Source organism: Streptococcus suis YS161, from assembly GCF_002760245.1.
In the GTDB taxonomy this organism is placed as follows: domain Bacteria; phylum Bacillota; class Bacilli; order Lactobacillales; family Streptococcaceae; genus Streptococcus; species Streptococcus suis_I.
The window spans coordinates 1-24,002 of the sequence record NZ_ASCA01000039.1 but is presented as its reverse complement, the minus strand read 5'-3'; the positions used below and the strand labels follow the sequence as shown (position 1 = coordinate 24,002).

The 24,002-nt window shown below is 42.2% G+C and carries 20 protein-coding genes; 1 reads left to right on the top strand and 19 read right to left on the bottom strand.

Translation table 11 applies throughout. The annotated features are described in order from the left end of the window. From SST111_RS05355 to secA, 19 genes are all read right to left on the bottom strand, one after another. The gene (locus SST111_RS05355; protein ID WP_099810280.1) at window positions 1-663 is read right to left on the bottom strand and encodes a hypothetical protein; all 663 of its coding nucleotides are present in this window, start codon (window positions 661-663) and stop codon (window positions 1-3) included. Window positions 664-741: 78 nt separating this feature from the next. Then, window positions 742-3,834, bottom strand: a complete 3,093-nt coding sequence (locus SST111_RS05350; protein WP_099810279.1) for a DEAD/DEAH box helicase — start codon at window positions 3,832-3,834, stop codon at window positions 742-744. 139 nt (window positions 3,835-3,973) lie between these two features. After that, the gene (locus tag SST111_RS05345) at window positions 3,974-4,282 is read right to left on the bottom strand and encodes a hypothetical protein (protein ID WP_099810278.1); all 309 of its coding nucleotides are present in this window, start codon (window positions 4,280-4,282) and stop codon (window positions 3,974-3,976) included. After that, entirely contained in the window at window positions 4,283-4,621 is a 339-nt protein-coding gene (locus SST111_RS05340; protein WP_099810277.1) for an MFS transporter, read from the bottom strand. Between the two features lie 69 nt (window positions 4,622-4,690). Beyond that, window positions 4,691-6,001 (bottom strand): ribosome biogenesis GTPase Der, encoded by a 1,311-nt coding sequence (gene der / locus SST111_RS05335; RefSeq protein ID WP_099810276.1) that lies wholly within the window; start codon window positions 5,999-6,001, stop codon window positions 4,691-4,693. A gap of 18 nt (window positions 6,002-6,019) precedes the next feature. Next, complete coding sequence (locus tag SST111_RS05330) at window positions 6,020-6,733, bottom strand: NADPH-dependent oxidoreductase (RefSeq protein WP_099810275.1); 714 nt, start codon at window positions 6,731-6,733, stop codon at window positions 6,020-6,022. Then, window positions 6,730-7,629, bottom strand: coding sequence for a primosomal protein DnaI (gene dnaI / locus SST111_RS05325; protein ID WP_014636109.1), 900 nt, complete (start codon window positions 7,627-7,629; stop codon window positions 6,730-6,732). The genes SST111_RS05330 and dnaI overlap by 4 nt, the downstream gene beginning before the upstream one ends. Continuing rightward, a complete protein-coding gene (locus tag SST111_RS05320; RefSeq protein WP_099810274.1) occupies window positions 7,629-8,780 on the bottom strand; it encodes a DnaD domain protein in 1,152 nt (383 codons plus the stop codon). Before SST111_RS05320 ends, dnaI begins: the two co-directional genes overlap by 1 nt. Further along, on the bottom strand, window positions 8,767-9,258 hold the full coding sequence (gene nrdR, locus SST111_RS05315) for a transcriptional regulator NrdR (RefSeq protein ID WP_002938341.1): 492 nt from the start codon (window positions 9,256-9,258) through the stop codon (window positions 8,767-8,769). The genes SST111_RS05320 and nrdR overlap by 14 nt, the downstream gene beginning before the upstream one ends. 71 nt (window positions 9,259-9,329) lie before the next feature. Then, on the bottom strand, window positions 9,330-10,460 hold the full coding sequence (locus SST111_RS05310) for an AI-2E family transporter (protein ID WP_044764820.1): 1,131 nt from the start codon (window positions 10,458-10,460) through the stop codon (window positions 9,330-9,332). A gap of 89 nt (window positions 10,461-10,549) precedes the next feature. Continuing rightward, complete coding sequence (locus SST111_RS05305) at window positions 10,550-11,239, bottom strand: response regulator transcription factor (protein ID WP_012027645.1); 690 nt, start codon at window positions 11,237-11,239, stop codon at window positions 10,550-10,552. Between the two features lie 81 nt (window positions 11,240-11,320). Further along, on the bottom strand, window positions 11,321-12,748 hold the full coding sequence (gndA, locus tag SST111_RS05300) for an NADP-dependent phosphogluconate dehydrogenase (RefSeq protein ID WP_099810273.1): 1,428 nt from the start codon (window positions 12,746-12,748) through the stop codon (window positions 11,321-11,323). Between the two features lie 87 nt (window positions 12,749-12,835). Beyond that, on the bottom strand, window positions 12,836-13,375 hold the full coding sequence (locus SST111_RS05295; RefSeq protein WP_024417740.1) for a YceD family protein: 540 nt from the start codon (window positions 13,373-13,375) through the stop codon (window positions 12,836-12,838). A 9-nt stretch (window positions 13,376-13,384) separates the two neighbouring features. Next, window positions 13,385-14,302, bottom strand: coding sequence for a thioredoxin-disulfide reductase (gene trxB / locus SST111_RS05290; protein WP_099810272.1), 918 nt, complete (start codon window positions 14,300-14,302; stop codon window positions 13,385-13,387). Window positions 14,303-14,315: 13 nt separating this feature from the next. Beyond that, entirely contained in the window at window positions 14,316-14,540 is a 225-nt protein-coding gene (locus tag SST111_RS05285; RefSeq protein ID WP_002936682.1) for a DUF4059 family protein, read from the bottom strand. Between the two features lie 17 nt (window positions 14,541-14,557). Continuing rightward, window positions 14,558-15,901, bottom strand: a complete 1,344-nt coding sequence (locus SST111_RS05280) for a DEAD/DEAH box helicase (protein WP_099810271.1) — start codon at window positions 15,899-15,901, stop codon at window positions 14,558-14,560. 352 nt (window positions 15,902-16,253) lie between these two features. Then, on the bottom strand, window positions 16,254-17,357 hold the full coding sequence (gene alr, locus SST111_RS05270; protein ID WP_044752287.1) for an alanine racemase: 1,104 nt from the start codon (window positions 17,355-17,357) through the stop codon (window positions 16,254-16,256). After that, window positions 17,350-17,709, bottom strand: a complete 360-nt coding sequence (gene acpS, locus SST111_RS05265; protein ID WP_012027718.1) for a holo-ACP synthase — start codon at window positions 17,707-17,709, stop codon at window positions 17,350-17,352. The genes alr and acpS overlap by 8 nt, the downstream gene beginning before the upstream one ends. Window positions 17,710-17,823: 114 nt before the next feature. Then, complete coding sequence (secA, locus tag SST111_RS05260) at window positions 17,824-20,349, bottom strand: preprotein translocase subunit SecA (protein WP_002942480.1); 2,526 nt, start codon at window positions 20,347-20,349, stop codon at window positions 17,824-17,826. A 353-nt stretch (window positions 20,350-20,702) separates the two neighbouring features. On the opposite strand from secA, the gene SST111_RS05255 reads away from it, so the two are divergent. Next, a complete protein-coding gene (locus SST111_RS05255; RefSeq protein ID WP_099810269.1) occupies window positions 20,703-23,936 on the top strand; it encodes a ZmpA/ZmpB/ZmpC family metallo-endopeptidase in 3,234 nt (1,077 codons plus the stop codon). The last annotated feature ends 66 nt before the right edge of the window (window positions 23,937-24,002 follow it).

Here is a 24,002-nt window from a genome sequence, read left to right as displayed (position 1 = left end):
TTATCCCTCTTCTATATGTGTCAAATTCAATTCTTGTGCCACTTGGCGATCTCGTTGTTGTCTGCGCTCAGGATAATTGTAAACCTGACTCTTTCTTAAAAAGTCATACGAATTTTTCTTTATAACCTGCTCCTGTTCTCTATCTTCTTTCTTCAAAGAATAGACAGCTGGCATATCAGCGAGAATATAGTCTGTCTGACGTAAGTTGTCCGCCAAACGTGTCAACCGACCTGCCTTAGATTCAGTTGTTGAAACGACAGGAGGTTTCACCACAACTTTAGCTGGTGCTGGTTTTTCATCTCTTAAGTAGGTTGCTGATCGTTTTTTCTTCAAGTCTTCTCTAGCCTGTTCACGAGCCAACTGCCCCTGTGTTTTCACTGGAGAAGGCTTCGTTTTAGTCAGTTGCTGAAGGCGTTCCTTGCGAGAATAATGGCTTGGCTTAGCTTCAAACAAAGGAGGCAGGAGCTCAGCTTCCGTTTGTGCTACTGGTTTTGCCGACGCAACTCGCTGTGAATCGGGAGACCAGCTAAATTCCTTTTCTTGATAAGGTCCCCTGATATTGCTAATCAGGTCGCTCTCATCATATAAACTCATAATTGGATTTTCTCCAACTAGTACCTCATCATCTGCGACTAGTGGAAATCTTTTTTCATGTCTAATCATAAGTCATCCTTTCGAACCCTTATTATACCATACTTAGGCCTTATTTCCTAATTCTACGCTGAGTCAACTGTTTCCATATCACTCAATCCCTAAAATCTCGCGAATGTCCTCAACCGTCAAATTCGCTCGGCTTTCATTGCCATCAAGGACTGTTTTGACAAGGTTCTTTTTATTTTCTTGCAATTCTTGAATCTTCTCTTCGATTGTCCCTCTAGTAATCAGGCGATAGCATTCAACCTTTTCAGTCTGCCCCATGCGATGAGCCCGACTGATAGCCTGAGCTTCCACGGCAGGATTCCACCAAAGATCGACTAGGATGACTGTGTCTGCACCTGTCAAATTCAAGCCAACGCCACCTGCTTTCAAGGAAATGAGAAAGGCATCTCGACTTCCTGCATTGAAGGCCTGTGTCATTTCTTGGCGTTGGTTAGCAGGTGTTGAACCAGTCAGAGTATAGGATGTCATCCCAATTTCTTTCAGCTGTTCTTCTATTTTTTCCAGCATATTTCTGAATTGGGAGAATATCAAGACCCTGTGTTCACCTTCTTTTAGCTGCAAGAGTAATTCTTTCAAACTATTAAGTTTGCCACTCTCACCACTAAACTCTTCCATGAAAAGGCTGGGTGTATCGCAGATTTGACGTAAGCGAGTAATTCCTGATAGGATTTCTATCTTGCTACGATTGATTTGAGCATCATCTGCGCCAGCTATTTGAGTCCGCATTTGTTGAAGCTGGGCTAGGTAGATGGCTTTTTGTTCATCTGTCAGTTCATTAAGTACATTGATTTCTATCAAATCAGGCAATTCCTGAAGAACGTCTTCCTTATGACGTCTGAGAACGAAGGGTTGAATGGTCCGCGCAATGTCCTTGGCTGCTAATTTACCGAAGTCTTGTTTGCCTGGCAATAAACCTGGTAAGACAATTTGGAAAATGGACCAGAGTTCCGTCAAATGGTTTTCAATCGGCGTACCTGAGAGGGCAAAGCAATTCCCAACCTCAAACTCACGCAGTAGCTGCGCAATCTTAGATTGGGCATTTTTCATGACCTGCGCCTCATCTAAAATGAGGTAGTCAAAGCGTTCCTGTCTATAGAGCGCGACATCCTGTCTGAAGGATGGATAGGAGGTAACTAAGACTTGGTGACCATTGGCAATGATCTCTTCACGCTGTTCCTTGTTTCCATGGACAACTGCCACATCTAAACTTGGAGCAAACCGCTTGCACTCATCTAACCAGTTATAAATCAAGCTGGATGGTGCCAATATTAAAACTTTGGAATCTTTTGTCATCCGACTGGACAGAAAGGCGATAGTTTGCAAGGTCTTTCCAAGCCCCATGTCGTCAGCTAAAATTCCACCAAAACCATACGTATCCAGCATAGTCAACCACTTAAGCCCTGTCTGCTGATAATCCCTAAGCGACGTTGTTACTTCCACATCAGGAAGCGGGAACAAATCTGGCTGAGCTAGATAGCTTGCCATTTCCTCAAATTCCTTGGAGAAACTGACTTGGTTGAATTGTGACAAGGATTGAGCCAATTGGTAACCGGCAAGAGCATGGACTTGTACCTGCCCCTCCTTACCATGACGGGCTCGCAGATAGATTAGGGTTTGACTGATTTTCTTGGTTTCCTCATCAAAAACAAATACCTTACCACTCGGGCTAGTATAGTGATCCTCTTGATTCAGCAAGGCTGTAATCGCCTGATCGATTTCAGATTGTTCAATACCTGATAAGTCAAACGAAATATCCAAAAGTGAGCCGTTACGTACAATTTCTAATTGAGGTTTGGCTTCAATATATAAAGCCTGGAGCCTTTCTTCTAGATAAACCTGCCCCATTTTTTGTAATATAGGCAATTGTTGTTGGAAAAATGGATAGAGCTCCTGCTGACTAAGAGCCGCTCTCTGGGCATGATATGTCCCCCTAAAGCCTGATAGACGAATAGCCTGATAAACCTTCTCCAAATGTTGAAAATGGCTGGCAAAAGGCAGGAGAGCCAAATCCTCCTCACTCCTTACCTTACGTCCATCAAAATCCAAAACCAATTGGAGTGATAAACTTTCATTTGTCTCCATCTGAATATGAAATTCTGGCTTGAAATCATGAATGATGAAGCGCTTAGGTGCCTTAACAGTCCCAATTGTCTGCAAATCCAGCAAGCTTAGAGCCAGACGATTTTGGTCAGGGAAATCCACCTGCACCTTTCTCAAACCTGATTCGGTTGGAACAAGTTCGGAAATTTGGTAAATCAGATGTTCTTGATGGCGATTGACACTATAAACCGTGCCATTTACTAAGAGATAGCGCCCATGAAAAAGTGGTCGGACTGGTTTTTCGTGAATAACCATTTCAATCATCTGCGTGTGAACGGTCACCTCAAAATGATAGAGCCCTTCCTCCCCTGTCAACGGAAGAACCATCAAGGAGGAATAGGACTGCTGTTGATAGGAAAAGTTAAAATGTTCTAGCTGATTTAACAGCTCCAACCCCTCCTCAAAATAGGCTTGTGGCAGACGAAAATGTCGTCCAAAATGAGTAAGAATATCCGAATCTATACCAACTTTCTCTGGTACCAAGGCCCAGAGAAAATCCAGGAGAGCCTGACTTGGTTCATCAAAATTTTCATAAGTAACTTGCTCATAATAATTTTTACCTATCTGATAGTGACCGTTGGCTTTCACAATGCGCAAAAAAGCTCCGATGTCCCGCACAATGTACGAACGTGTATCTGGCAAGCGGGTAATTTTCAAGGTCCAATCTATCTGACGATCATAGGGCAATAAGTTCCCTTCAACTGAGAACTGATACTTAAGCCCCAGTTCTGGTTCTGGTCGCAAAATTTCATCTAAAAAGAGACCGCCAAAATAAGTCCGACGGACGGTTTCCTTATGTTGTTCACCATCTTCTTTCAAAGACTGCTTCATATCCTTGCCTGAGGCATCATTTTTTAAAAAATACTCCGTGGCAGCTAGGTGTTGACAGTAGCCCTTACTTTGAAATAACTGGCAACTACACTGTAAATCGCTATCTGCATCGCCGTAAGTGAAGCGCTCACCAGCAATATCCAGCACCATCTTTCCATTCTCACTATGAAGAACAGTCAGTTTTCCAGCCTCGTACAAATCAATTCCTTCTTGGCGAATCCGCCCTGGCATCATGCGACCCATTCTAACTCCTTTATCCTTCAACCAATCATCAGCTCTTCTGTAAAATGTATCTAAAATGTTATCTTTTCATTATAGCATATTTTCAATTTGAATTGTTTAAATAGGTATCAAAAAAACACCAGCTGGTAAACTGGTGTCTCTAATGAATAGCTAAATAATAAATCGTTGCTTGCCACATTTTCAAGATTGTTTTTCCGCTTTTCCAAAACCAAAATAGAGCAAATAGCAGGAAAACAACTGCCACTACTACGTTAATCAAGCCTTTTCCATCCAAGAAAAACTTGAAAAAGAAGACAGTCACACAAGTAAGCAAGGCAAGGAGTAAGACATGAATCAGAACTCCCAACCAGCCCAACCAATAGCGGAGGCCAAAAGGAGGATAGTTTCTTTCATCAAAGTCTGCTAGACCAGTTAAAAATTCAATCAACAACTCACCCAAAAATTCCATCTAGCCTTCCTTTCTGACCTGTCGATAATATTTGGTTCGTCGAATCACAATCTTGATAGCCTTAAAGGAAAGAAAGGTAAGCATACTAGCCAAGAATAGACAAAAAAGGAATATCACAACCAATGGCATTTTATACTGATTATAGACCATAATCGAACCACCTGTAAAGGCGATAAAATAGGATGCCAAAGTCACCAAATTGAGCCAGATACAAGCCGCTAATCCTAGCCAATACCTAAAGCCAAAAGGTTTATACTGACTATCTTCATAGAAAATAAAATAAAAAGTGGAACCAGAAAGCAGTATAAAGAAAATTCGCCAAATCGGAAACGCTACCATACCAACACCTCCTAGTCTCATTCTAGCATATTTGCGAATGATTGCAAAGAAAAAAGAGGTTACCCTCTTTTATTTCCGTTTCCGTGCAATCAGATGAATTGGTGTTCCTTCAAAGACAAAGGCCTTGCGGATTTGATTTTCCAAGAAACGCATATAGGAGAAGTGCATGAGCTCTTCTTCGTTGACAAAGACCACAAAGGTCGGTGGCTTGGTCGCAACTTGTGTCGCGTAGAAAATCTTGAGACGTTTCCCTTTATCAGTCGGTGTTGGATTGATAGCAATGGCATCCATGATAACATCATTGAGGACAGCTGACGGAATGCGAGTATTCTGGCTCTCACTAATAGCCTTGATCATCTCAGGCAACTTGTGCAAGCGTTGCTTGGTCAAAGCCGATACAAAAATAATCGGTGCGTATGACAAATACTGGAATTGATCACGAATATCGTCTTCCCACTGCTTCATGGTATGGTTGTCTTTTTCAAGCGTGTCCCACTTGTTGACCACGATAATCATTCCCTTACCAGCTTCATGGGCAAAGCCTGCGATGCGTTTGTCGTACTCACGGATACCTTCTTCGGCATTGATAACCATCAATATGACATCGGAACGCTCAATGGCACGCATGGCACGCATGACAGAGTATTTCTCCGTATTTTCATAGACCTTACCAGACTTGCGCATCCCTGCGGTATCAATCATGGTAAATTCTTGACCTTCTGGGTCTGTAAAGTGCGTATCAATGGCATCACGAGTCGTTCCAGCAACTGGCGAAGCAATCACGCGCTCTTCACCCAAAATAGCGTTAATCAAGCTGGATTTACCAACGTTTGGACGACCAATCAAGCTAAACTTGATAATGTCCGGATTTTCTTCTGCTTCTTGGACTGGAAGATTTTCAATGATAGCATCCAAGACATCCCCTGTCCCGATACCATGTACAGAAGATACTGGATAAGGATCGCCAAGACCGAGTGAATAGAAATCATAGATGTCATTCCGCATTTCAGGGTTATCAACTTTATTGACAACCAAAATAACTGGTTTGTTTGTCTTATAAAGGATACGCGATACATACTCGTCAGCATCTGTCACACCTTCCTTGCCTGATACGACAAAGACGATAACGTCTGCTTCATCCATGGCAATCTCAGCCTGATGCTTGATTTGCTCCATGAAAGGTGCATCCACATCATCAATACCGCCTGTATCAATCAGGGAAAACTTGCGATTGAGCCACTCACCAGTAGCATAAATACGGTCGCGGGTCACACCTTCTACGTCTTCTACGATAGAAATGCGTTCACCAGCGATACGGTTAAAAAGTGTTGATTTTCCAACGTTGGGACGTCCAACGATGGCGATAGTTGGTTGAGCCATGGCTCCTCCTCTTCTAGTTTACAATAATTTATTTTTTTCTAATAGAGCCCTTGTTTCTGGCTGTTCTGCCTGTCCGAACTGGGCAACCATACGCTCCGACCAAGTTTCTGTCTGACGGGCACCTGCATAGTCTGTCTGAACTTGGTCGTAGGCTTGGATGACTTCCACGCCTTGCTCCACATATTCTTCCTGAAAGACAATGGTTTCACTTGCCAAACGTGGTTTGACAGGGTGGTTTTGGGCTGGTCGACCCAGGGCAATACAGAAAATTGGATAGGTATAATCTGGCAAGTTGAACAGCTCTGCTATTGCCAAGGCCTTATGGCGAATCATACCGATGAAGACACCACCATAACCCAGGCTTTCAGCTGCTAAGAGGGCATTTTGCCCTGCCAGAGCCGCGTCAACAGAAGAAAGCAGGAGATTCTCTGTTCCTTTGGCATCAAAGTCTGAGCCATGGAGTTGAGCCGCCTTGCTGGCACGATTATGGTCGCCCACAAAAACAAGAATGGCCTGAGCCTGTAAAATAGCTGGCTGGGGCACCAAATCATAGAGAGCCTGTTTTTTCTCCTCCGACTGTACCACAATGATGGAATAAGACTGGAAATTCTTCCAGCTAGACGCAGCTCGCCCAGCTGAAAGAATAGCTTGCAGATGTTCCGCCTCAATCGGCTCTTCCGTAAAACGACGGACGGAAGTATGGTTCAGCATCAAATCAATGGTTTCATTCATCGGCGGTTATTTCCTTTCAAATGCAAATCGCGAGCCAGATAGCGAATCCGCTCCATAACCCGTTTGGCCTGCCAGGTTTCATCACCAGACTTGCCAGATGCAAAATGCCGTTCCAAATCATCAAAGGAGAAATTGGACGTAAAGAAGGTCGGCAGATTTTCCTGCATACGGTATTGCAGAATGACCTGTAAAACATCGTCACGCACCCACGGACTATGTTGCTCTGCTCCGATGTCATCTAGCACCAAGACCTGAGCCATCTTGATTTCATCAATCCGCTCCTTAACAGAACCATCTTTGATGGCATTTTTTATATCGACAACAAAGGTCGGATAATGGAGCATGGTGGTTGATTGAAGATGGGTCTTAGACAACAAATTGGCTAAATAAGCCATCAAATAACTTTTACCAATACCGAAGTTACCATAGATGTAAAGACCTTTTGGCTTTTCTTCAAAACGTTTGACAAAATCCGCAATGGCTAACATGACTTCCACACGATTTTCATCGCTCTTATCAATATCCGCCACGGTTACATTTTTCAAACTTGCCGGCATATTGATAAGCTGGATACGGTTCTTGATAGCTTCCAAACGACGGTATTCGACCAATTCCTCTGTCTCAAGATAGGACACATCCGCATAGCCCTCATTCATGACCAAAACAGGTTGATACCCCTTGGCAATATAGGATTCATCCTGCTTGACAAAGAGGTCACGCTGACTGATATATTCCAAAAACTTAGAAATGGAGAGGGTGATTTCCTGCTGGGTCAAACCTTCTTTTTTGATAAAAGCAGCGACTTCAGGATCACTCACTATCTCCTGATAGAGTTGCTGATAAGATTTTGGACTTGGATTGGTTGTTTGCGACAACCTGTCTTGAACTGATTTCATCAGCTACCTCCTTTGTTTTCCATTTCTTCTAATTCACGATAAAGAGCCGCCAACTTGGCTTGACCTTCCTGCGTTTGTCCTTGCTGAACCTCTTCCTTACTCCACTCAGGCACATTGCTTTTCTGTGGCTGGCTCGACTTGGTAACAACTTGACCTGTCTTCAACTCTCTTAGGTAAAGAACAGCTGCCTCTGCACTGCCAATTCCCTTGTAGGAAAAATCATTGGCCAACTTTATAGCGTATTTTTCATTCAGATTGGCTGAGTCCACCTTGTTAAAGGTATAGAGGACCAAGACATTGATAACCTCGTCAAGAAGACCCAAATTGGCCAAATCCGTCAAACATTTTCGTTCTGTTGCGGTCACAGTTGCCTTCCGTTGCTCCTTGATAAAGGACAAGAAGACTAAACTAGACTTTGTTTTCGCTTCACGAACAATGGCTTGCTCTTGGGCGGTGAGGTTGGCGCTTTCTGTTGGCAATGTCTGGCGTGACTGCTGCAAGCGTTTGGTCGAGATGGTCTGTCCAATAGCAGTTGCTTTAGCCTGCCGATAGGTTTCCAACCAGGTCCAGCCTGCCTGCTCTGCTATGTAACTAAGCGCAATAATATCCTCAGCTTCATCCTGAAAAAGTAGCTTGTCTTTGGCCATTAATGCCTTAAAGGCAGACCAATCAAAATCATGTTTCGGTTCAAAAATAACTGGAGCCTGCCCATCCACGGTAAAGACCTGAGAAAATGTTTTTGAGATATTTTGTTCTTGATTGGGTTGATGAACAAGCAGATTCTCCATACTTGACTCCCCAATCTTCCTTGCCAACAAGTTCTTATACAAGGGTTTCGCTAGAAAACTTTTTACGGTCAGAGGGGCTTGTAGCGCCAAACCTGTTAATTCATCTGCACGATAGAGTTCTAGGAGCCCCATGGCAGTCAGAACATCCAGAGCCTTCTCCAAACGATTCATCCCAAAATCCATGTGATTAAGAATGACAGTCCATTTGTAACGTCCTTGCCCTTGATCGGCAAAACTATAAAAGTAATAATAAAGCGCTAATGCATCAAAACCGATAATCGGCTGGTAGCATTGGCTAAGACTGACAATATCAGGTGTAAACGGGCTAATTTTTATATAGGCAAATAAATCATTTGGTTTCATCTTTTTTTCCCGGTTTTACCTTACTTCCTTTGGAAATCATCTGCTTAAGCAAATTTTCTAGCTCTCCAACATCTTTGAAAGAACGATAAACCGATGCAAAACGCACATAGGTGATTTCATCCAATTCGACCAATTCTTCCATTACCAAATTCCCAATGACATCGGATTCTATTTCACTATCACCTTGTGCTCGAACTTTCTGTTCAATCCGATTCACCACTTCATCAATATCATCGGTTGACACAGGGCGCTTTTGAGCAGAACGAATAATCCCATTGAAAATCTTTTCACGTGAAAACTGCTCTCTAGTTCCGTCTTTTTTCACAACGACTAGAGTTTTCTCTTCAATCCGTTCATAGGTGGTAAAACGTTGACCACATTGGTCGCAGGAACGACGACGACGGATGGTATTGCCATCTTCAGCCTGACGACTATCAATGACACTTGATTTCAAACTCTGACATTTTGGACAACGCATACTCTTTCTCCTACATAAACTTTATCACTTCAGTATAGCATAAAAATGACAAAAATAAAAGAAAGCGAGAATTACTCACTTTCTACCAATAATTCATCTTGCTTCTTCAATCGACTGGCAACCCATTCACGAACCAGGCGGTAGACAACCGCAAAAATTGGGGTAAAGAAGACCATACCAAGTAGACCAAACAAATTACCACCAATCAAGGCTGCAGCCAGGGTAAATAGAGTCGGAAGACCAACTGATTGACCAACCACGCGCGGGTAAATCACATTCCCTTCAATCAACTGGAGAATCTGGAAGAGTACGATAGACCAGAGTGCCAAAAGCGGATTTTGTACCGCCACAAAGAGAGCACTAATCAAACACGCTGAAAAGGGACCGATATAAGGTACAAACGATAGGACCCCAGCTAAAATACCAGCCATGCTGGCATAAGGAATTCCTGAGAGCGAATAACTAACAAAGACAAGTATCCCAATGATACACGCCTCAACAATCTGACTCATCAAGAATCGGTCATAGGTATCAACAATAACTTCTCCAATATAGTTCACTACTCTGACAGCCTTCTCCGGCAAGGTAGCCTGCAAGAACTTTCTCGTCATCGCCTGCAAGTGTTCCTTGCTCCCTAAAATCGCTAGAGTAAAGAAGAAAGCCATTATCAACGTCATAGTGTTCGAAAAAATCCCCGTCACATTGGACACCAAGCCAGATAAAATCGGTGTGACCAAACTTGAAATAAGTGTTAAATTCTTCAACTGATCCAAAAAGCTGGCTATCTGGTCTCCGATTTGTCCCGACAAAAGACCATTTGACTCAAGAAAATTAGTTAGGGCATTTACCGATTTTGGAATGGCTGTGCTGCTAACCGAAACCAGTTCTGAAACAGTCGTCACCAATGTAGGAAGAACAATCACCACCAGTCCTGTCACAATTAAAGCAAATCCAATTAATACTCCAACGATTGCCAAAGACCGCTTGGATTTCTTTAAAAAAGAAATTTTTTCAAACTGATCTTCTAATTTTTTCATGGGAACATTGAGGATGAAGGCAAAAATAGCTCCAATAAAAAGCGAATTCATACTACCTAATAATTGTTGAATAGCCCCATAAATACTAGACCAGTTGAGAACAGCTAACAATGTCGCTCCAGATAAGAGTATCAGTATGACTTTTTCTTTAAATGATGTATTCATAACTTTTCCATTCTTACTTATTGGCTATTATTTTATCACACGCTTATAGAAAAAGAAAGAGGGAAAGCTTCCCTCCACTCTACTCTAAATCAATCGCGCATGGCATATCCGACACCACGAACTGTTTTTATATATGAATCTTGATGTGGCAAATCCAGTTTACCACGTAGATAGCGAATATATACATCGACGACATTGGTCTCAGAAGCCGCTTCATATTTCCAAACACGCTCAAGAAGTTGTTCTCGACTAACAGGCTCTGGGCTATTCATTAAGGTCGCCAACAGATCATACTCTCGGCGGGTCAAATTAATCAATTCATCACCTCGAGTCACTGTTCGATTTTGAAAATCAACCTTCAAATCACGATAGGCCGCATGCATGTGAACCTGTTTACAGTTATTGTCAATAAAGTCACGACCACGAAAAATCGCAGAGATTTGCTCCACTAAATCACTGATAACAAAGGGCTTCACTACGTAGGAAACAGCATAAGAGAGGACTTCTTCCCCATATTGACTAACTTCTGTCGGCTCAACTACCACAATCATGACCGTGGCTGGTTTTATCGCTAATAGTTCTGTAGCCAATTCCTTGCTGGACATGTCTGAAAGCTGAAAACTCATCAGAATCAAGTCAAAATCCGTTTCATGTGCCAAGGACATAGCCTCTTTCCCTGTCGATGCATAATCAACAAGATAGTCTTTTTTCTGCAATTCCATGGAAACAAAATGCGAGAGATTGCGTTCTTTACCAGCAATCAAAATTTTCTTAGCCATTGTCCATCCTTTTCTATTCTTTCAAATGGTGTAGGAATCGTATTATGACTAGAAAGAAGGGCGCTCACACGCCCATCCTTTTTATTTTGATTCGCTATACCAATCGTAGTGGAAGACACCTTCTTTGTCTTTACGGTTATAAGTGTGAGCACCGAAGTAGTCACGTTGTGCTTGGATTAAGTTAGCTGGCAAGTTTTCTGCACGGTAGCTATCGAAGTAGGTAATAGCCGCAGAGAAGGTTGGAACAGGCACACCAGCCTGAACAGCTAAGCTTACGACATCACGAACAGCTTGTTGGTATTTAGCTGTGATATCAAGGAAATATTCATCCAAGAGCAAGTTTGCCAAGTCTTCATCACGTCCATAAGCATCTGTAATCTTTTGCAAGAAACGAGCACGGATGATACAACCTGCACGCCAGATTTTAGCGATTTCGCCAAATGGCAAGTTCCAGTTGTTTTCTTTAGATGCTACGCGCAATTGTGCAAAACCTTGTGCATAAGACATGATTTTTGAGAAGTAAAGGGCCTGACGAATTTTTTCAACCAATTCAGCCTTGTCGCCTTGGTAGGCAAACGGAGCTGGTTTTGGAAGGACCTTGCTTGCTGCCACACGCTCATCTTTGTAAGTAGAGATGTAACGAGCAAATACAGATTCTGTAATTAGTGACAATGGCACACCCAAGTCAAGTGATGATTGGCTTGTCCATTTACCAGTACCCTTGTTACCAGCAGCGTCCATGATGTAATCGACAATTGGTCCATCTTGACCTTGGTCATCCTTGCGTTTCAAGATGTCCGCTGTGATTTCAATCAAGTAGCTATCCAATTCGCCTTGGTTCCACTCAGTGAAGATGTCAGCCATCTCATCAACTGACAAGCCAAGCAAGTGTTGCATGAGGTCATAAGACTCCGCAATCAACTGCATATCGCCATACTCGATACCGTTGTGGACCATTTTCACGTAGTGACCTGCACCGTCTGGACCGATATAAGTCACACATGGTGCTCCATCTTCTGGTGCTTTTGCTGAAATTTCTTCCAAGACATCTGCCACCAATTCGTAAGCTTCTTTTTGACCACCAGGCATGATAGATGGACCTTCAAGGGCTCCTTTTTCACCACCAGATACACCTGTACCGATGAAGTTAATACCTGAGTTTGCCAATTCTTTTGAACGACGGATAGTGTCTTCGTAGAAAGTATTACCACCATCGATCAAGATGTCACCTTCATCCAAGTGTGGCAAGAGCGCTTGAATGGTTGCATCTGTACCAGGACCAGCTTGAACCATAAGCATGATGCGACGTGGTTTTTCGATAGATGCCACAAAGCTTTCCACATCGTAACTTGGTACCAAGTTTTTACCTGGGTTGCTTGCAACAACATCTTCTGTTTTATCAGCAGAGCGGTTGTAAATAGCTACAGAATAGCCACGTGATTCAACGTTAAGTGCCAGGTTGCGGCCCATAACAGCCATCCCTACAACACCAAAATTTGCTTTTGTCATTTGTTTACTCCTCTAATTTGTATCCCTTTCATTATACACCGAAAGGGGAAAGTTGACAAGAATTTTCAGATAATTTAACTATCCAAACTATTCTTCACTATCAAACAAGCCCTGCAATTGAGCAAAAGGACTATTGGCCTCTTTTTTCTCTTGAGCTTTTTGTTGAAAATCTTCTTCAGTCATCAAAGCCCAAGCTTGACCAGATGGTAGTTCCTGTCCAGCTTCTTCTTCAGGTGTCAAGACTTTGATTGGTATAGCCAGTAAAATATTATCTGCTACACTCTCATCAAGGACAATGTGGTCATCTTCTACTACCAGTACCATATCCTCATCAATCAAATCTTGTTCTTTAAGAACTGCTTCATTGGCAACAAAGAGTTCATTGACGTTTTGGACCTCATGCAAAACAACTGGTTGCAGAGAACGACTGGATGCCAAGGTAATATCATAAGTCATCTGATAGTCCAAGAAAAAGAAACCTGATTCAAAACGGATATTTCCAGTGACTTGGACTGGCGACAAGCCTAGAACTTCACCATTTCGAGCTTGCAATTCTTCCTGTAAATCCAAGGTTTTATCAAAGGAGATTCCATCTGGATTTTTCTGAATATCGTAAATATGAAACATTGTATTCCCCTATTCAGCTAGTTCTGTGATGTAGTTATAGACTTCTTGTCCAGCAACTGCACCATTTCCTACTGCCGTTGCAATCTGACGAAGTTGATTTTGACGAATATCACCGATGGCATAAATACCAGCCTTGCTCGTTTCCATCTTTTCATTAGTGATAACCCAACCAGCTTCGTCTGTAATTCCTAGGTCCGCAACTGAATCCGTCATCGGATCCAGACCGACATAGATAAAGACACCACCGAAGTCCAGTTCGCTGACTTCCTCTGTTTTCACATTTTTGATAACCACGCTTTGTACACGTAAGTCATCACCCTTGATTTCTTCGACTACGCTATCCCAGATAAAGTTGATTTTTTCATTGGCAAAGGCGCGATCTTGGATGACTTTTTGAGCACGAAGCTGATCACGGCGGTGAACAATTGTCACAGACTCCGCAAATTGCGTCAAGAAGAGAGCTTCTTCGACCGCAGAATCTCCACCACCGACAACCAAGAGTTTTTGTCCACGGAAGAAGGCACCATCACAGACTGCACAATATGAGACACCACGGCTATTGTAAGTATCCTCACCTGGAATACCTAACAAACGGTGTTTTGCCCCCATGGCTAGAACGACTGTCTTTGTCTCCAAAATACCATCCTCAGTAATCACTTTCTTAATTTGTCCTTCTTCCTCAATACGGACTAGGGTGCCAAAAATATGGTCCACACCGAATTTTTCCAAGGGTTCAAACATTTTTTCAGCCAAGGCTGGACCTGAAATATGGTCATAGCCTGGATAGTTTTCAATTTCCGCGGTATTATTCATCTGACCACCATAAATACCACGTTCCAAAAGAGCTACCTTTAAATTGCTACGCCCTGCATAAAGAGCTGCAGTCATCCCCGCAGGACCCGCACCAATTACAACTGTATCGTACATATACTTTTTCCTTCTACGCTTTAAACATTAATAAGATTCCCACTACTCCAAAGGCTGCAATGGGGATTGTCATCACATTAATCATCAACAAATCAAACAAGAAATCTTGTCGTTCTTGCAAAGTTTTATCCACACCCTTTGTCGCACGCCAGATAAACCAGACCAGACTAGAAGTGATAATCAACAAGGAAGCTATTAGCAATCCTTGTAAATAAAAACTTAGAATGTTTTGTAACATCTTTTTCCTCGATTACTTTAAAAGGTTTGACGCTTGGCTTTACGTTCTGCACGACCCTTTGCACGCGCTTCAACTCGCTTGGTCTTGCGACGTTTTTCATCAACAGCCCATTGAATTTTCTTCTTGTAGCCTGGTTTGACTTTTTTCTTTTTCTTCTTGACCAAGCCAATCATTTCCAAATCTAGTTTTTCACGAGATTTTTCACGGTTAGCACGGCGGTCACGGTCGTAGGTATCGACAAATTCGCCATTTTTCATTTCTTTTGGCAAGAATTTGATATTGAGTTTTTCTAGTTCTCGAATATCTGCATCATCGCTTGGCTGATAAAGGGTAATGGCAATGCCTGATAAACCATTACGCCCTGTGCGTCCCACACGGTGAACAAAGAAGGAAAGATCCTGTGGAATGGCATCATTGATGACATGACTGACGCCCTCAATATCAATCCCACGTGCTGCTAAATCCGTTGCAACAATGTACTGATAGTCCAAGTTCTTCACCTGGTTCATGATCCGCTTGCGTTCACGCGGTGGAATGTCCCCGTGAATCTTTGCAACTCGTAGACCATTTTCCGTCAAATAGCTATGCAATTCATCTGCACGTGTCTTTGTATTGACAAAAATCATGGCCAAGTAAGGTTGCATGAGCTTGGTTACTTCCAAGATTTGAGCATTACGGTCACGCCCCTTGGTTGAAATCAGCCAGTTTTCAATGGTATCTGAAATGACCGTATGGGTCTTGATTTGTTCCATGACTGGATTGGACAAGTATTTTTTCAAAAACGGTTGGAGTTTCTGCGGAATGGTCGCTGAAAAGACCATAAATTGCAAGTCTTTTGGCAGGCTGCCAGCAATCTTATCAACTGTTTCCAAAAAGCCCATGTCCAAGGTCATATCTGCCTCATCAACCACAAAGGTTTTGGCTTTATGGATAGCAAGGTCACCTGATTTGACCAAATCATAGATACGCCCTGGTGTCCCAACAACAATGTGAGGCTGACTAGCTTGAAGCTTGTCAATTTGACGGTTCTTATCCGTACCGCCAACATAATTGGTCACACGAACTTCGATGTCCGAATGACTAGCCAACTGGCGTGCCGCTTGATAAATCTGAGTAGCCAGTTCACGAGATGGGGCTGTAATAACAGCCTGAACTTGACCCAATTCCTCATTTAATTTTTGGAAAATAGGGATCAAGAAGGTATGGGTCTTCCCCGAACCTGTTTTTGATTCCCCTATCAAGTCTCGCCCTGACAAAACAACAGGAATCAATTTCTCCTGAACTTCTGTCGGCTGGACAAAGTTAATTTCTTTCAAAGCCTCCTGAATATAAGGCTTGAGTTTCATATCTGTAAATTTCATAGTTTCCTCTTTAGTTGTATTTCCTTCTATTATAGCACGATTTAGGTGGACAAGCAAAAGGGAGTGGGAAAGAACTCGACCAAGATAAAAAGAGTTCGTCTTCCCACCCCCGCACAGTTGATTAGGCCAGATTTGGAGTGCAAAACACGAACAAATCTGCCAATCAACCACTGCGCTGAGATGTTGACACGAACTCTGAGTAGTGGTCCTGGGCTTTTTGCCCAGCCTCCTTACGTCGAAGTAATAAAAGTCAACTAAATGACGATATTTGTATTATAGACAATCTCTAGGTAATACCTCTCTAATATTTTAGCCTTCTATTCCTAGTGAAAGAGGCGGATTATCGTCACATTTACTCAAAAATTCGAGGTAGACGATCTGTCAAAAGACAAACCACCTCGTAATTTATGGTTCCGATGCGATCAGCCCACTCCTGAACAGAGATCGTTTTATCGCCATCTTGACCGATTAGGGTGACTTTTTGACCAAGCGGATAAGCATGAGGTAAACGAATGGTGATCTGGTCCATCGAAATACGCCCTACAATTTCACAGGCCTGCCCATCAACTAGGACTGATAAGCCTTGTAAGCTTCGGACGAGACCATCTGCATATCCTATCGGAACGGTCGCAATCCATTCTGAATCGGTGCTGTGATAAGTAGCTCCGTAGCCAATTGTTGTGCCAGCTTCAACCTGCTTTACATGAACAATTTCAGATACGAGAGATAAGGCTGGTTGAACATCAAACGGGAGTTCTAGTACTCGTCCACTTGGATTAAGTCCATAAAGAATGTTTCCCAAACGAACCAGGTTAAATACTGTATCAGCATGCCAAATGCTTGTTGCTGAATTGCTGGCATGAATCCAGCGCGGAGTAATTGGTAGAACATCCAAAAATTCTTTAAAAACAGACAGTTGACTCTCGAAGTGCGCCTGATCAACCTCATCCGCAGTAGCAAAATGAGTATAGACTCCTTCAATGTCATACTCTAATTCTTCAAGGATAGCAATCGCTTGTAGCAAATCGGCTATTTTTCTAAAACCAATCCGCCCCATACCTGTATCTAGCTTAAGATGAACAGTTAGACCAGATAAATCAGCCTCTAAGTCTTTTGCATCTTGCAACCAGTCCAGACTAGCAACTGTCACACTGATATTGAGTTGATGAGCTACTGGTAAAAAACGTACAGGAACCACTCCTAAAATCAAGATAGGGTGCTCGATACCTGCTTTACGTAACTCCAATGCTTCGTCCAAATTCGAAACACAAAAACCAGCTGCTTGACTGGATAACTTTTTCGCTACCGCAACAGCTCCATGACCATAAGCATTCGCCTTAACAACAGCAAATGCTTCGGTCTTATGGGGCAAGTTGGTCATTACTTGCTCGAAATTTTCCGCAATCGCATCTAAGTTAACCCGAATTTGCGTGGGTCGATGTTCACTTTCAATCATCTTTCTCCTCCAAAATCACACTAGCTTGTACAAAATTTCCTGAATGGCTAATGCTGAGCCAAATATTCCCATCAAAGGGACTCTTCGTCACATAGGGAACTCCTTTGCTGGTATTCAGAATTTCAATATCATGAAATCCTATCTTACCAATGCCTGTTCCCAAGGCCTTGGTCAGTGCTTCTTTGGCTGACCAACGTCCAGCTAAATATTCTAGCTGACGGCGACCGGACAGACTTTGATACCGTTCAAATTCTTTCTCTGTGAGAATCTTTTTGGGAAACCCTTGGTGTTTGATTCTGGCACTTTCAATCGCCTCCATCTCCTGAAGGTCAATGCCATGTCCTACTATCATTAATCGGTCTCCTTTTGCATAGTCATTTCATTTATTAACATAAACGAACTGACTCTAGTGACTTGTCTAAAAATTGCAAAAGGACTGGACAGCCGTCCAGTCCACGCGTCATTCCTATTTACGGCCGTGACAATTTTTAAATTTCTTACCAGACTGGCATGGGCATGGATCATTACGATCAACACCTTCAAAAGATACATTCTCCTGAATTGCATGCGATTGGTTCGGCATAATATTCTTAACAGCTGTCGTATGTGCTTCTTGACTTGTGCGCTCACGCTCAATATTGTCATGAATTTGCGCCTTCATCATCAAGCGGGTTACTTCAAACTCGATAGCCCCAATCATATCGTTGAACATAGTAAATGCTTCTGATTGATATTCAACGATTGGATTGTTTTGAGCGTATCCACGAAGACTGACTGCATTGCGCAATTGATCCAAGGCATCAATATGGTCTGTCCATTTATTATCCACAACACGAAGGATAAGAACTTTCTGGAATTCGCGTACACGTTCTTCATCGCGTAATTTTTTCACTTGCGAATCATAGACTCTCAGAGCACGTTCATAGAGCTCTTCGACAATCTCTTTCTGATTCATTGCTTCAAAAGTAGCTTTACTCAAGGTATCATCGTCAACGAGATTTGCATGCGCAAATTTGATAATTCCATCAATAGCTTCATCTTTCGAACCAAGGAAGTGACCAGCAACTTGGCGTTCAATCGTCCGTTTCATCATCGCTTTGATTTCAGGAGCCAAATCACGGTTAGCAGTAATAACATCCTGGCGTTGACGATAGATGATTTCACGTTGCTCACGCATCACATCGTCATATTGAAGGACTTGTTTACGTGAATCGTAGTTGTTCCCTTCCACACGCTTCTGAGCAGATTCAACTTGACGTGTCAACATTTTAGACTTGATAACGGACTCTTCTTCTGTTAGATTCATACGCTCCATAAATACTTTGATGCGTTCTGAACCAAAGCGTTTCATCAAGTCATCTTCGAGAGATAGATAGAATTGTGATTCACCTGGGTCACCTTGACGACCTGAACGTCCACGAAGCTGGTTATCAATACGACGACTTTCATGGCGCTCAGTACCAATAACACATAGCCCACCAAGTTCACGTACACCTGGACCTAACTTAATATCGGTACCGCGTCCCGCCATGTTGGTCGCAATAGTGACCGCACCACGCTGACCAGCATTCATAATAATCTGCGCTTCACGATAGTGGTTTTTAGCATTCAATACTTCGTGAGGGACACCTGCAGCTACCAATTTTTGAGAAATCAAATCAGAAGTTTCAACCGCAACTGTACCGACCAAGACAGGTTGCCCTTTCTCATAGCGTCTCTTCACATCAGCAATAACGGCATTGAATTTGTATTCTAGACTTGGATAGAGTAAATCTTCGTGGTCAACACGCGCGATTGGGCGGTTGGTTGGGATTGGTACGACACGGATGTTGTAGATTTCACGGAATTCTTCCTCTTCTGTTTTACCAGTACCCGTCATCCCTGATAATTTTTTATACATACGGAAAAGGTTTTGGTAGGTAATAGAGGCACTTGTCTTAGACTCGTTTTGAACCGGTACACCTTCCTTAGCTTCGATGGCTTGGTGAAGTCCATCAGAATAACGACGACCCTCCATCGTACGACCTGTAAATGGATCGATAATCATGACCTCTTGGTCTTCATTAACCAGATAGTCAATATCATAGGTCATAATGTAGTTGGCACGAAGTGCATTATCCAAGAAATGGGTAATGGCTACATTTTCAATATCGTAGAGGTTATCTAACTTGAAGAATTTCTCTGCTTTGTCAATACCTGAATCAGACAGACCAATCGTCTTAGATGGAATGTCAATGATGTAATCTTCTGTTGTCAAAGATTTAACAAGATTATCTGCCAAGAAATACAACTGGTTTGTTTCAGAACCTTGTGCACCAGATACAATCAACGGCGTACGAGCTTCGTCAATCAAGATTGAGTCAACTTCATCGACCAAGGCATAATTGAGAGGACGTTGAACCATGTCTTCTGCGCGAACAACCATATTGTCTCGGAGGTAGTCAAAACCAATCTCTGAGTTGGTCGAATAAGTAATATCGCAGTTATAGGCCTCACGTTTTTCCAAGGGTGATTTAGCAGCTAAGTTGATACCAACTGATAGACCAAGCCATGAGTACAATTCACCCATTTCAGTCGCATCACGAGTAGAAAGATACTCGTTAACCGTCACTACGTGAACACCTTGACCAGACAAGGCATTCAAATAAACAGGCATCGTTGCAGTCAGAGTTTTACCTTCACCTGTACGCATTTCTGGAACGTCACCGTTGTGAAGAACGATTCCTCCCATAACCTGAACCTTGTAGGGATAGAGGCCCAATACGCGACGAGCTCCTTCACGGACTACCGCATAAGCTTCGTACAAAAGATCGTCGAGGGATTCACCGTTATTGTATCGCTCCTTAAATTCTGCTGTCTTAGCTTGCAACTGTTCATCAGTCAGCGCTTCCATTTCATCGGCATACGAGAAGACCTTGTCTGCCATTTTCTCAAGTTTTCTTAGCTCTCCCTTATCATTTTCAATGAGAGAACGAAGTACATTTGTTACCATATCATTCATCCTATTTCAATTTTAGTCAATAATATATTGTAGCAGAAAATTAGGCAATTTTCAAGGTTTGGCACTAGGATACACAGTATTCTTAGATAAAAATACCATAAAACAAACAAATCTGGAAAAATTTCTACACATTAATATTACATTGCTAAAAAGAACATGATTAAGACACCAATTACTAACATAAATTCCAGGACACCATCCTCTATCTCTAGTAAAAATATACCATTTAAAATTTAAAAAAAATATGCACTATTGCCCCAAAAATGTGAACGATTTGGCATTTTTTTCTTCGTACAAGTAGTATAATCTGATTGTACAAGTAAATATTTAAAAAGGAGAGGAAAATGTATACCAAGAAAATCGCTCTTAAACAACTAGCCATATCTAGTACTACAGTAGCCATAGTGAGTGGCCTATGGGGAAGCCAGCCTCCTATAGTTTACGCAAACGAGGCACCGACGGTATCTGTTCAATATCAATATATTGCACAAGATGAACTAACAAGTTCAGAGAAGGATTCTGTCTTATCTAAGCTGAAAACTGTCTCACCTTCCAAAGAAATAGCTACGGAGAATCAAACAATCTATCTCATCTACAAGACCGAACCTAAAAAAATATTTGGGATTCTTCCAGCTACAGGGGAGACCGGGATCAATCTATTAACGATTGGAGGGGGACTTCTTCTAGTTCTAGGAATAAGTTTGGTCGGAAAAGGCAAAAAGAAAAGGATTATTTCATCCATTCTTCTTCTGACCGCCACTGGTTCTATTCTACCTATCCAGAGCATCCAGGCTCTAGAAAGCAATTTACTTGCAGACTACAATCAGGTTCATCAGCTAAAAGTCGGAGACCAACTTCCTAATCCAAGTAACATAAAGCAGTATCAGTATGTAGGCTATGTCACTGACAAGGATATAGGTCCGCAATCTACCGAAAATAAAGAGAGCTCTTCCACAACTGCATCATCTCAGCAGCAAGATAGTACCGATAGTGCTATAAATAATGAAACTTTGCTCTTCAATCTAAAAAAATTAGATCCAACAAGCGACAATCAGCAACTAAAAAAGGCTGCCAACAATATTGGCGCAGACCACAAATTGGCTAGTAGTAAAATGATCAGCCTTGTCCCCATGACCGACAATACCATTATTTCTGATATACAGGGACGAGAAGAAAACATCAATACACTCCTAGCTCACTTTGAAGATGGCAGCACCTTATTTTTCCCGCTCCAATATACAGAAAGCAAAGATAAACGTGCTTACTACCAAGTAGCGGATTGGGGAGTTACTTATTCACCTTTCCAAACATTACAAGACTACTCTGACATTCTAGACAAGGTAGTTCCAAGTCTACAAGCGGTTGAATTTCGTTCTGAAAATATGTATACTGCTCTCTCCATTACAGAAAATCAAGAGCAGCAAATGGACCGTCTATATTTAGAAGAACCCTTTAACAAAGTTAAGACAAATATTCGCGACTATCTAAAAAAAGCGTTAATAAATGACGAGTCTGTTAAACTAGATGATCCAGAATCAGTCACACAAACCATTCGTACTATCGAAGAGAATAAAGAAATTATCTTACTCAGTTTAGCCTACCTCGATAGATGGTACGATATTGATTACGGAGAAATTAATAGCAAGGAATTAACAATGTTCCATACTGATTTCTTCGGAGGAGAAGCGGATTCACTAGATGCTCTCATAACTTTTGGACAAAATGACTACCAGAGTTATAGCCCACAAAGAAGTTATTTTTCCTATGCAGAGAACTTTGCATCTAGCACAGACAAGGCATCACTGACTGATTTCCTTGAAGCCTATCGAGAAATCTTTTTACCTGAAATATCTGATAACGATTGGTTCAAACAAACGACAGATGCCTTTATCGTAGAGACTAAATCTACCGTTCTTAGCGATGAAGACAACAGCAGACTAAATGTCTATGAGCGATTAAAAGATCCTCAAATCCCTGAAGAAGTGATTACGCCTCGTATCCGCGATACCTATCCAAATATGTTGCTCCCGCTATTAACAACGAGCGAGGACAATGTTTACATCATTTCAAACCTATCAAATCTCATCTTTAGTTCCTACGATCGTTACATTGATCAATCTCTGAAACTAAGCAATCCCGAAGTCTATCAGACCGAACTCTCCAAAATAAAAGAACAAATCCTGGCAGATGCCGAGTTGTATCGTGCTCATTACGACATGTGGTACCGTATCCTGCCTGATTATCATAAGCATACCCTACTCTACTTCCAGCCAGTATGGGGAGGACACGGCAATTACGCCTACGACGCCTCTTCTTACGCTTGGAAAGGTATTTGGTATTCCGATACAGGCAAGCTCACTCCTGAATTTGTTGAGAAAATGCAAAACGACGCTACCGCTGAGACAACAGCTGCCATTCAAGAAGTTTTCGGTCCTTCTGGAACCTACTTCCTTCCTGAACTCACTTGGGCCGGTGCTTACGCTTGGAGACAGGAAGTCAACTTTGTCATCACCCCATTACTCGGAACAGATGGCGCCGTAACACTCACGCACGAGATGGTTCACGCCTTTGATTATGATAAATTCTTACTCGGTCATAACCGAAGAGCTGGTATGCAACTTGAAGCATTTCCTGAAGGAATGTTACAAGCACCAGACCGCGTCGACTATCCAATCATCGGCTTTAATTCTCTATCTGATTATTCAGGTCATACTGGCACTCGCTACCACAATGTTAGTCCTGAACGCTTCCAAAATTCAGCAGATTTACAACAATATATGCAGGGCTTATTCGATCTCATCTACACATTAGAATATGCTGAAGGTACAGCTATTTTAAAACAGGATAAAAACACTCAACGCCAATGGTTTCACAAGTTAGAAACGAAAGAAAAACTCATCCCAGGTGCGGAAGAGTATGGACCTTACGGAGTAAACCTTAAACGTGATTTCACAGATGAAGAATGGAATAGCATCGAGCTAAAAACTGTTGATGACCTTGTTGATAATGATGTGACCGTCCGTCGTGAATCTGCAAATCGCATTGAGCGAGACCCTGATAATCCTGAAGAGGTGATGAACAACGGCTATCACAAACTAAGTCTCTTTACTCCTATCTGGGCTACCGCAACAACCGAGCGTGTTCCTGGTGATCTTTCTTTTCGACGTACAGCATTTGAACTTCTAGCTGAAAAAGGATATGAAAACGGCATGGTACCTTACATGTCTAACCAATACAAACAAGCAGATAGCGATGTCGTTCCTGATTCACTCATCTTTGCCAATATTCTCCCTGAATACAATGGCGATTATAAGACTTTCAAGAAAGCGATGTACCAAGAACGCGTCCAAAAACTTGCTTTCCTAAAACCTGTTACCATCAACTATGATGGGCAGGAGCTCACGGTAGCCAACTATGAGCAATTGCAAGAATTGATGGATCAAGCTGTCCTAGCCGATGTTGCTGCAGGTAATTTTACAACAGAAAATACGAAAGTTTCTGAATTAAAAGGATTGTTACACGATGCCTATCTAAAACTTACCGATGATTATAGAACTAGTATTTTTACAGAGTCATAACCACCCGTGAAAACGGGTGGCTTGTACACCGGCTATAAGCCGTTTCTCTCCAGCGACGTCTAAAGA

Bases quoted from the DNA above. Each gene is read 5' to 3' on its own strand.
- SST111_RS05355 (WP_099810280.1), bottom strand. From the start codon at position 663: ATGATTAGACATGAAAAAAGATTTCCACTAGTCGCAGATGATGAGGTA.
- SST111_RS05350 (WP_099810279.1), bottom strand. From the start codon at position 3,834: ATGGGTCGCATGATGCCAGGGCGGATTCGCCAAGAAGGAATTGATTTG.
- SST111_RS05345 (WP_099810278.1), bottom strand. From the start codon at position 4,282: ATGGAATTTTTGGGTGAGTTGTTGATTGAATTTTTAACTGGTCTAGCA.
- SST111_RS05340 (WP_099810277.1), bottom strand. From the start codon at position 4,621: ATGGTAGCGTTTCCGATTTGGCGAATTTTCTTTATACTGCTTTCTGGT.
- der (WP_099810276.1), bottom strand. From the start codon at position 6,001: ATGGCTCAACCAACTATCGCCATCGTTGGACGTCCCAACGTTGGAAAA.
- SST111_RS05330 (WP_099810275.1), bottom strand. From the start codon at position 6,733: ATGAATGAAACCATTGATTTGATGCTGAACCATACTTCCGTCCGTCGT.
- dnaI (WP_014636109.1), bottom strand. From the start codon at position 7,629: ATGAAATCAGTTCAAGACAGGTTGTCGCAAACAACCAATCCAAGTCCA.
- SST111_RS05320 (WP_099810274.1), bottom strand. From the start codon at position 8,780: ATGAAACCAAATGATTTATTTGCCTATATAAAAATTAGCCCGTTTACA.
- nrdR (WP_002938341.1), bottom strand. From the start codon at position 9,258: ATGCGTTGTCCAAAATGTCAGAGTTTGAAATCAAGTGTCATTGATAGT.
- SST111_RS05310 (WP_044764820.1), bottom strand. From the start codon at position 10,460: ATGAATACATCATTTAAAGAAAAAGTCATACTGATACTCTTATCTGGA.
- SST111_RS05305 (WP_012027645.1), bottom strand. From the start codon at position 11,239: ATGGCTAAGAAAATTTTGATTGCTGGTAAAGAACGCAATCTCTCGCAT.
- gndA (WP_099810273.1), bottom strand. From the start codon at position 12,748: ATGACAAAAGCAAATTTTGGTGTTGTAGGGATGGCTGTTATGGGCCGC.
- SST111_RS05295 (WP_024417740.1), bottom strand. From the start codon at position 13,375: ATGTTTCATATTTACGATATTCAGAAAAATCCAGATGGAATCTCCTTT.
- trxB (WP_099810272.1), bottom strand. From the start codon at position 14,302: ATGTACGATACAGTTGTAATTGGTGCGGGTCCTGCGGGGATGACTGCA.
- SST111_RS05285 (WP_002936682.1), bottom strand. From the start codon at position 14,540: ATGTTACAAAACATTCTAAGTTTTTATTTACAAGGATTGCTAATAGCT.
- SST111_RS05280 (WP_099810271.1), bottom strand. From the start codon at position 15,901: ATGAAATTTACAGATATGAAACTCAAGCCTTATATTCAGGAGGCTTTG.
- alr (WP_044752287.1), bottom strand. From the start codon at position 17,357: ATGATTGAAAGTGAACATCGACCCACGCAAATTCGGGTTAACTTAGAT.
- acpS (WP_012027718.1), bottom strand. From the start codon at position 17,709: ATGATAGTAGGACATGGCATTGACCTTCAGGAGATGGAGGCGATTGAA.
- secA (WP_002942480.1), bottom strand. From the start codon at position 20,349: ATGGTAACAAATGTACTTCGTTCTCTCATTGAAAATGATAAGGGAGAG.
- SST111_RS05255 (WP_099810269.1), top strand. From the start codon at position 20,703: ATGTATACCAAGAAAATCGCTCTTAAACAACTAGCCATATCTAGTACT.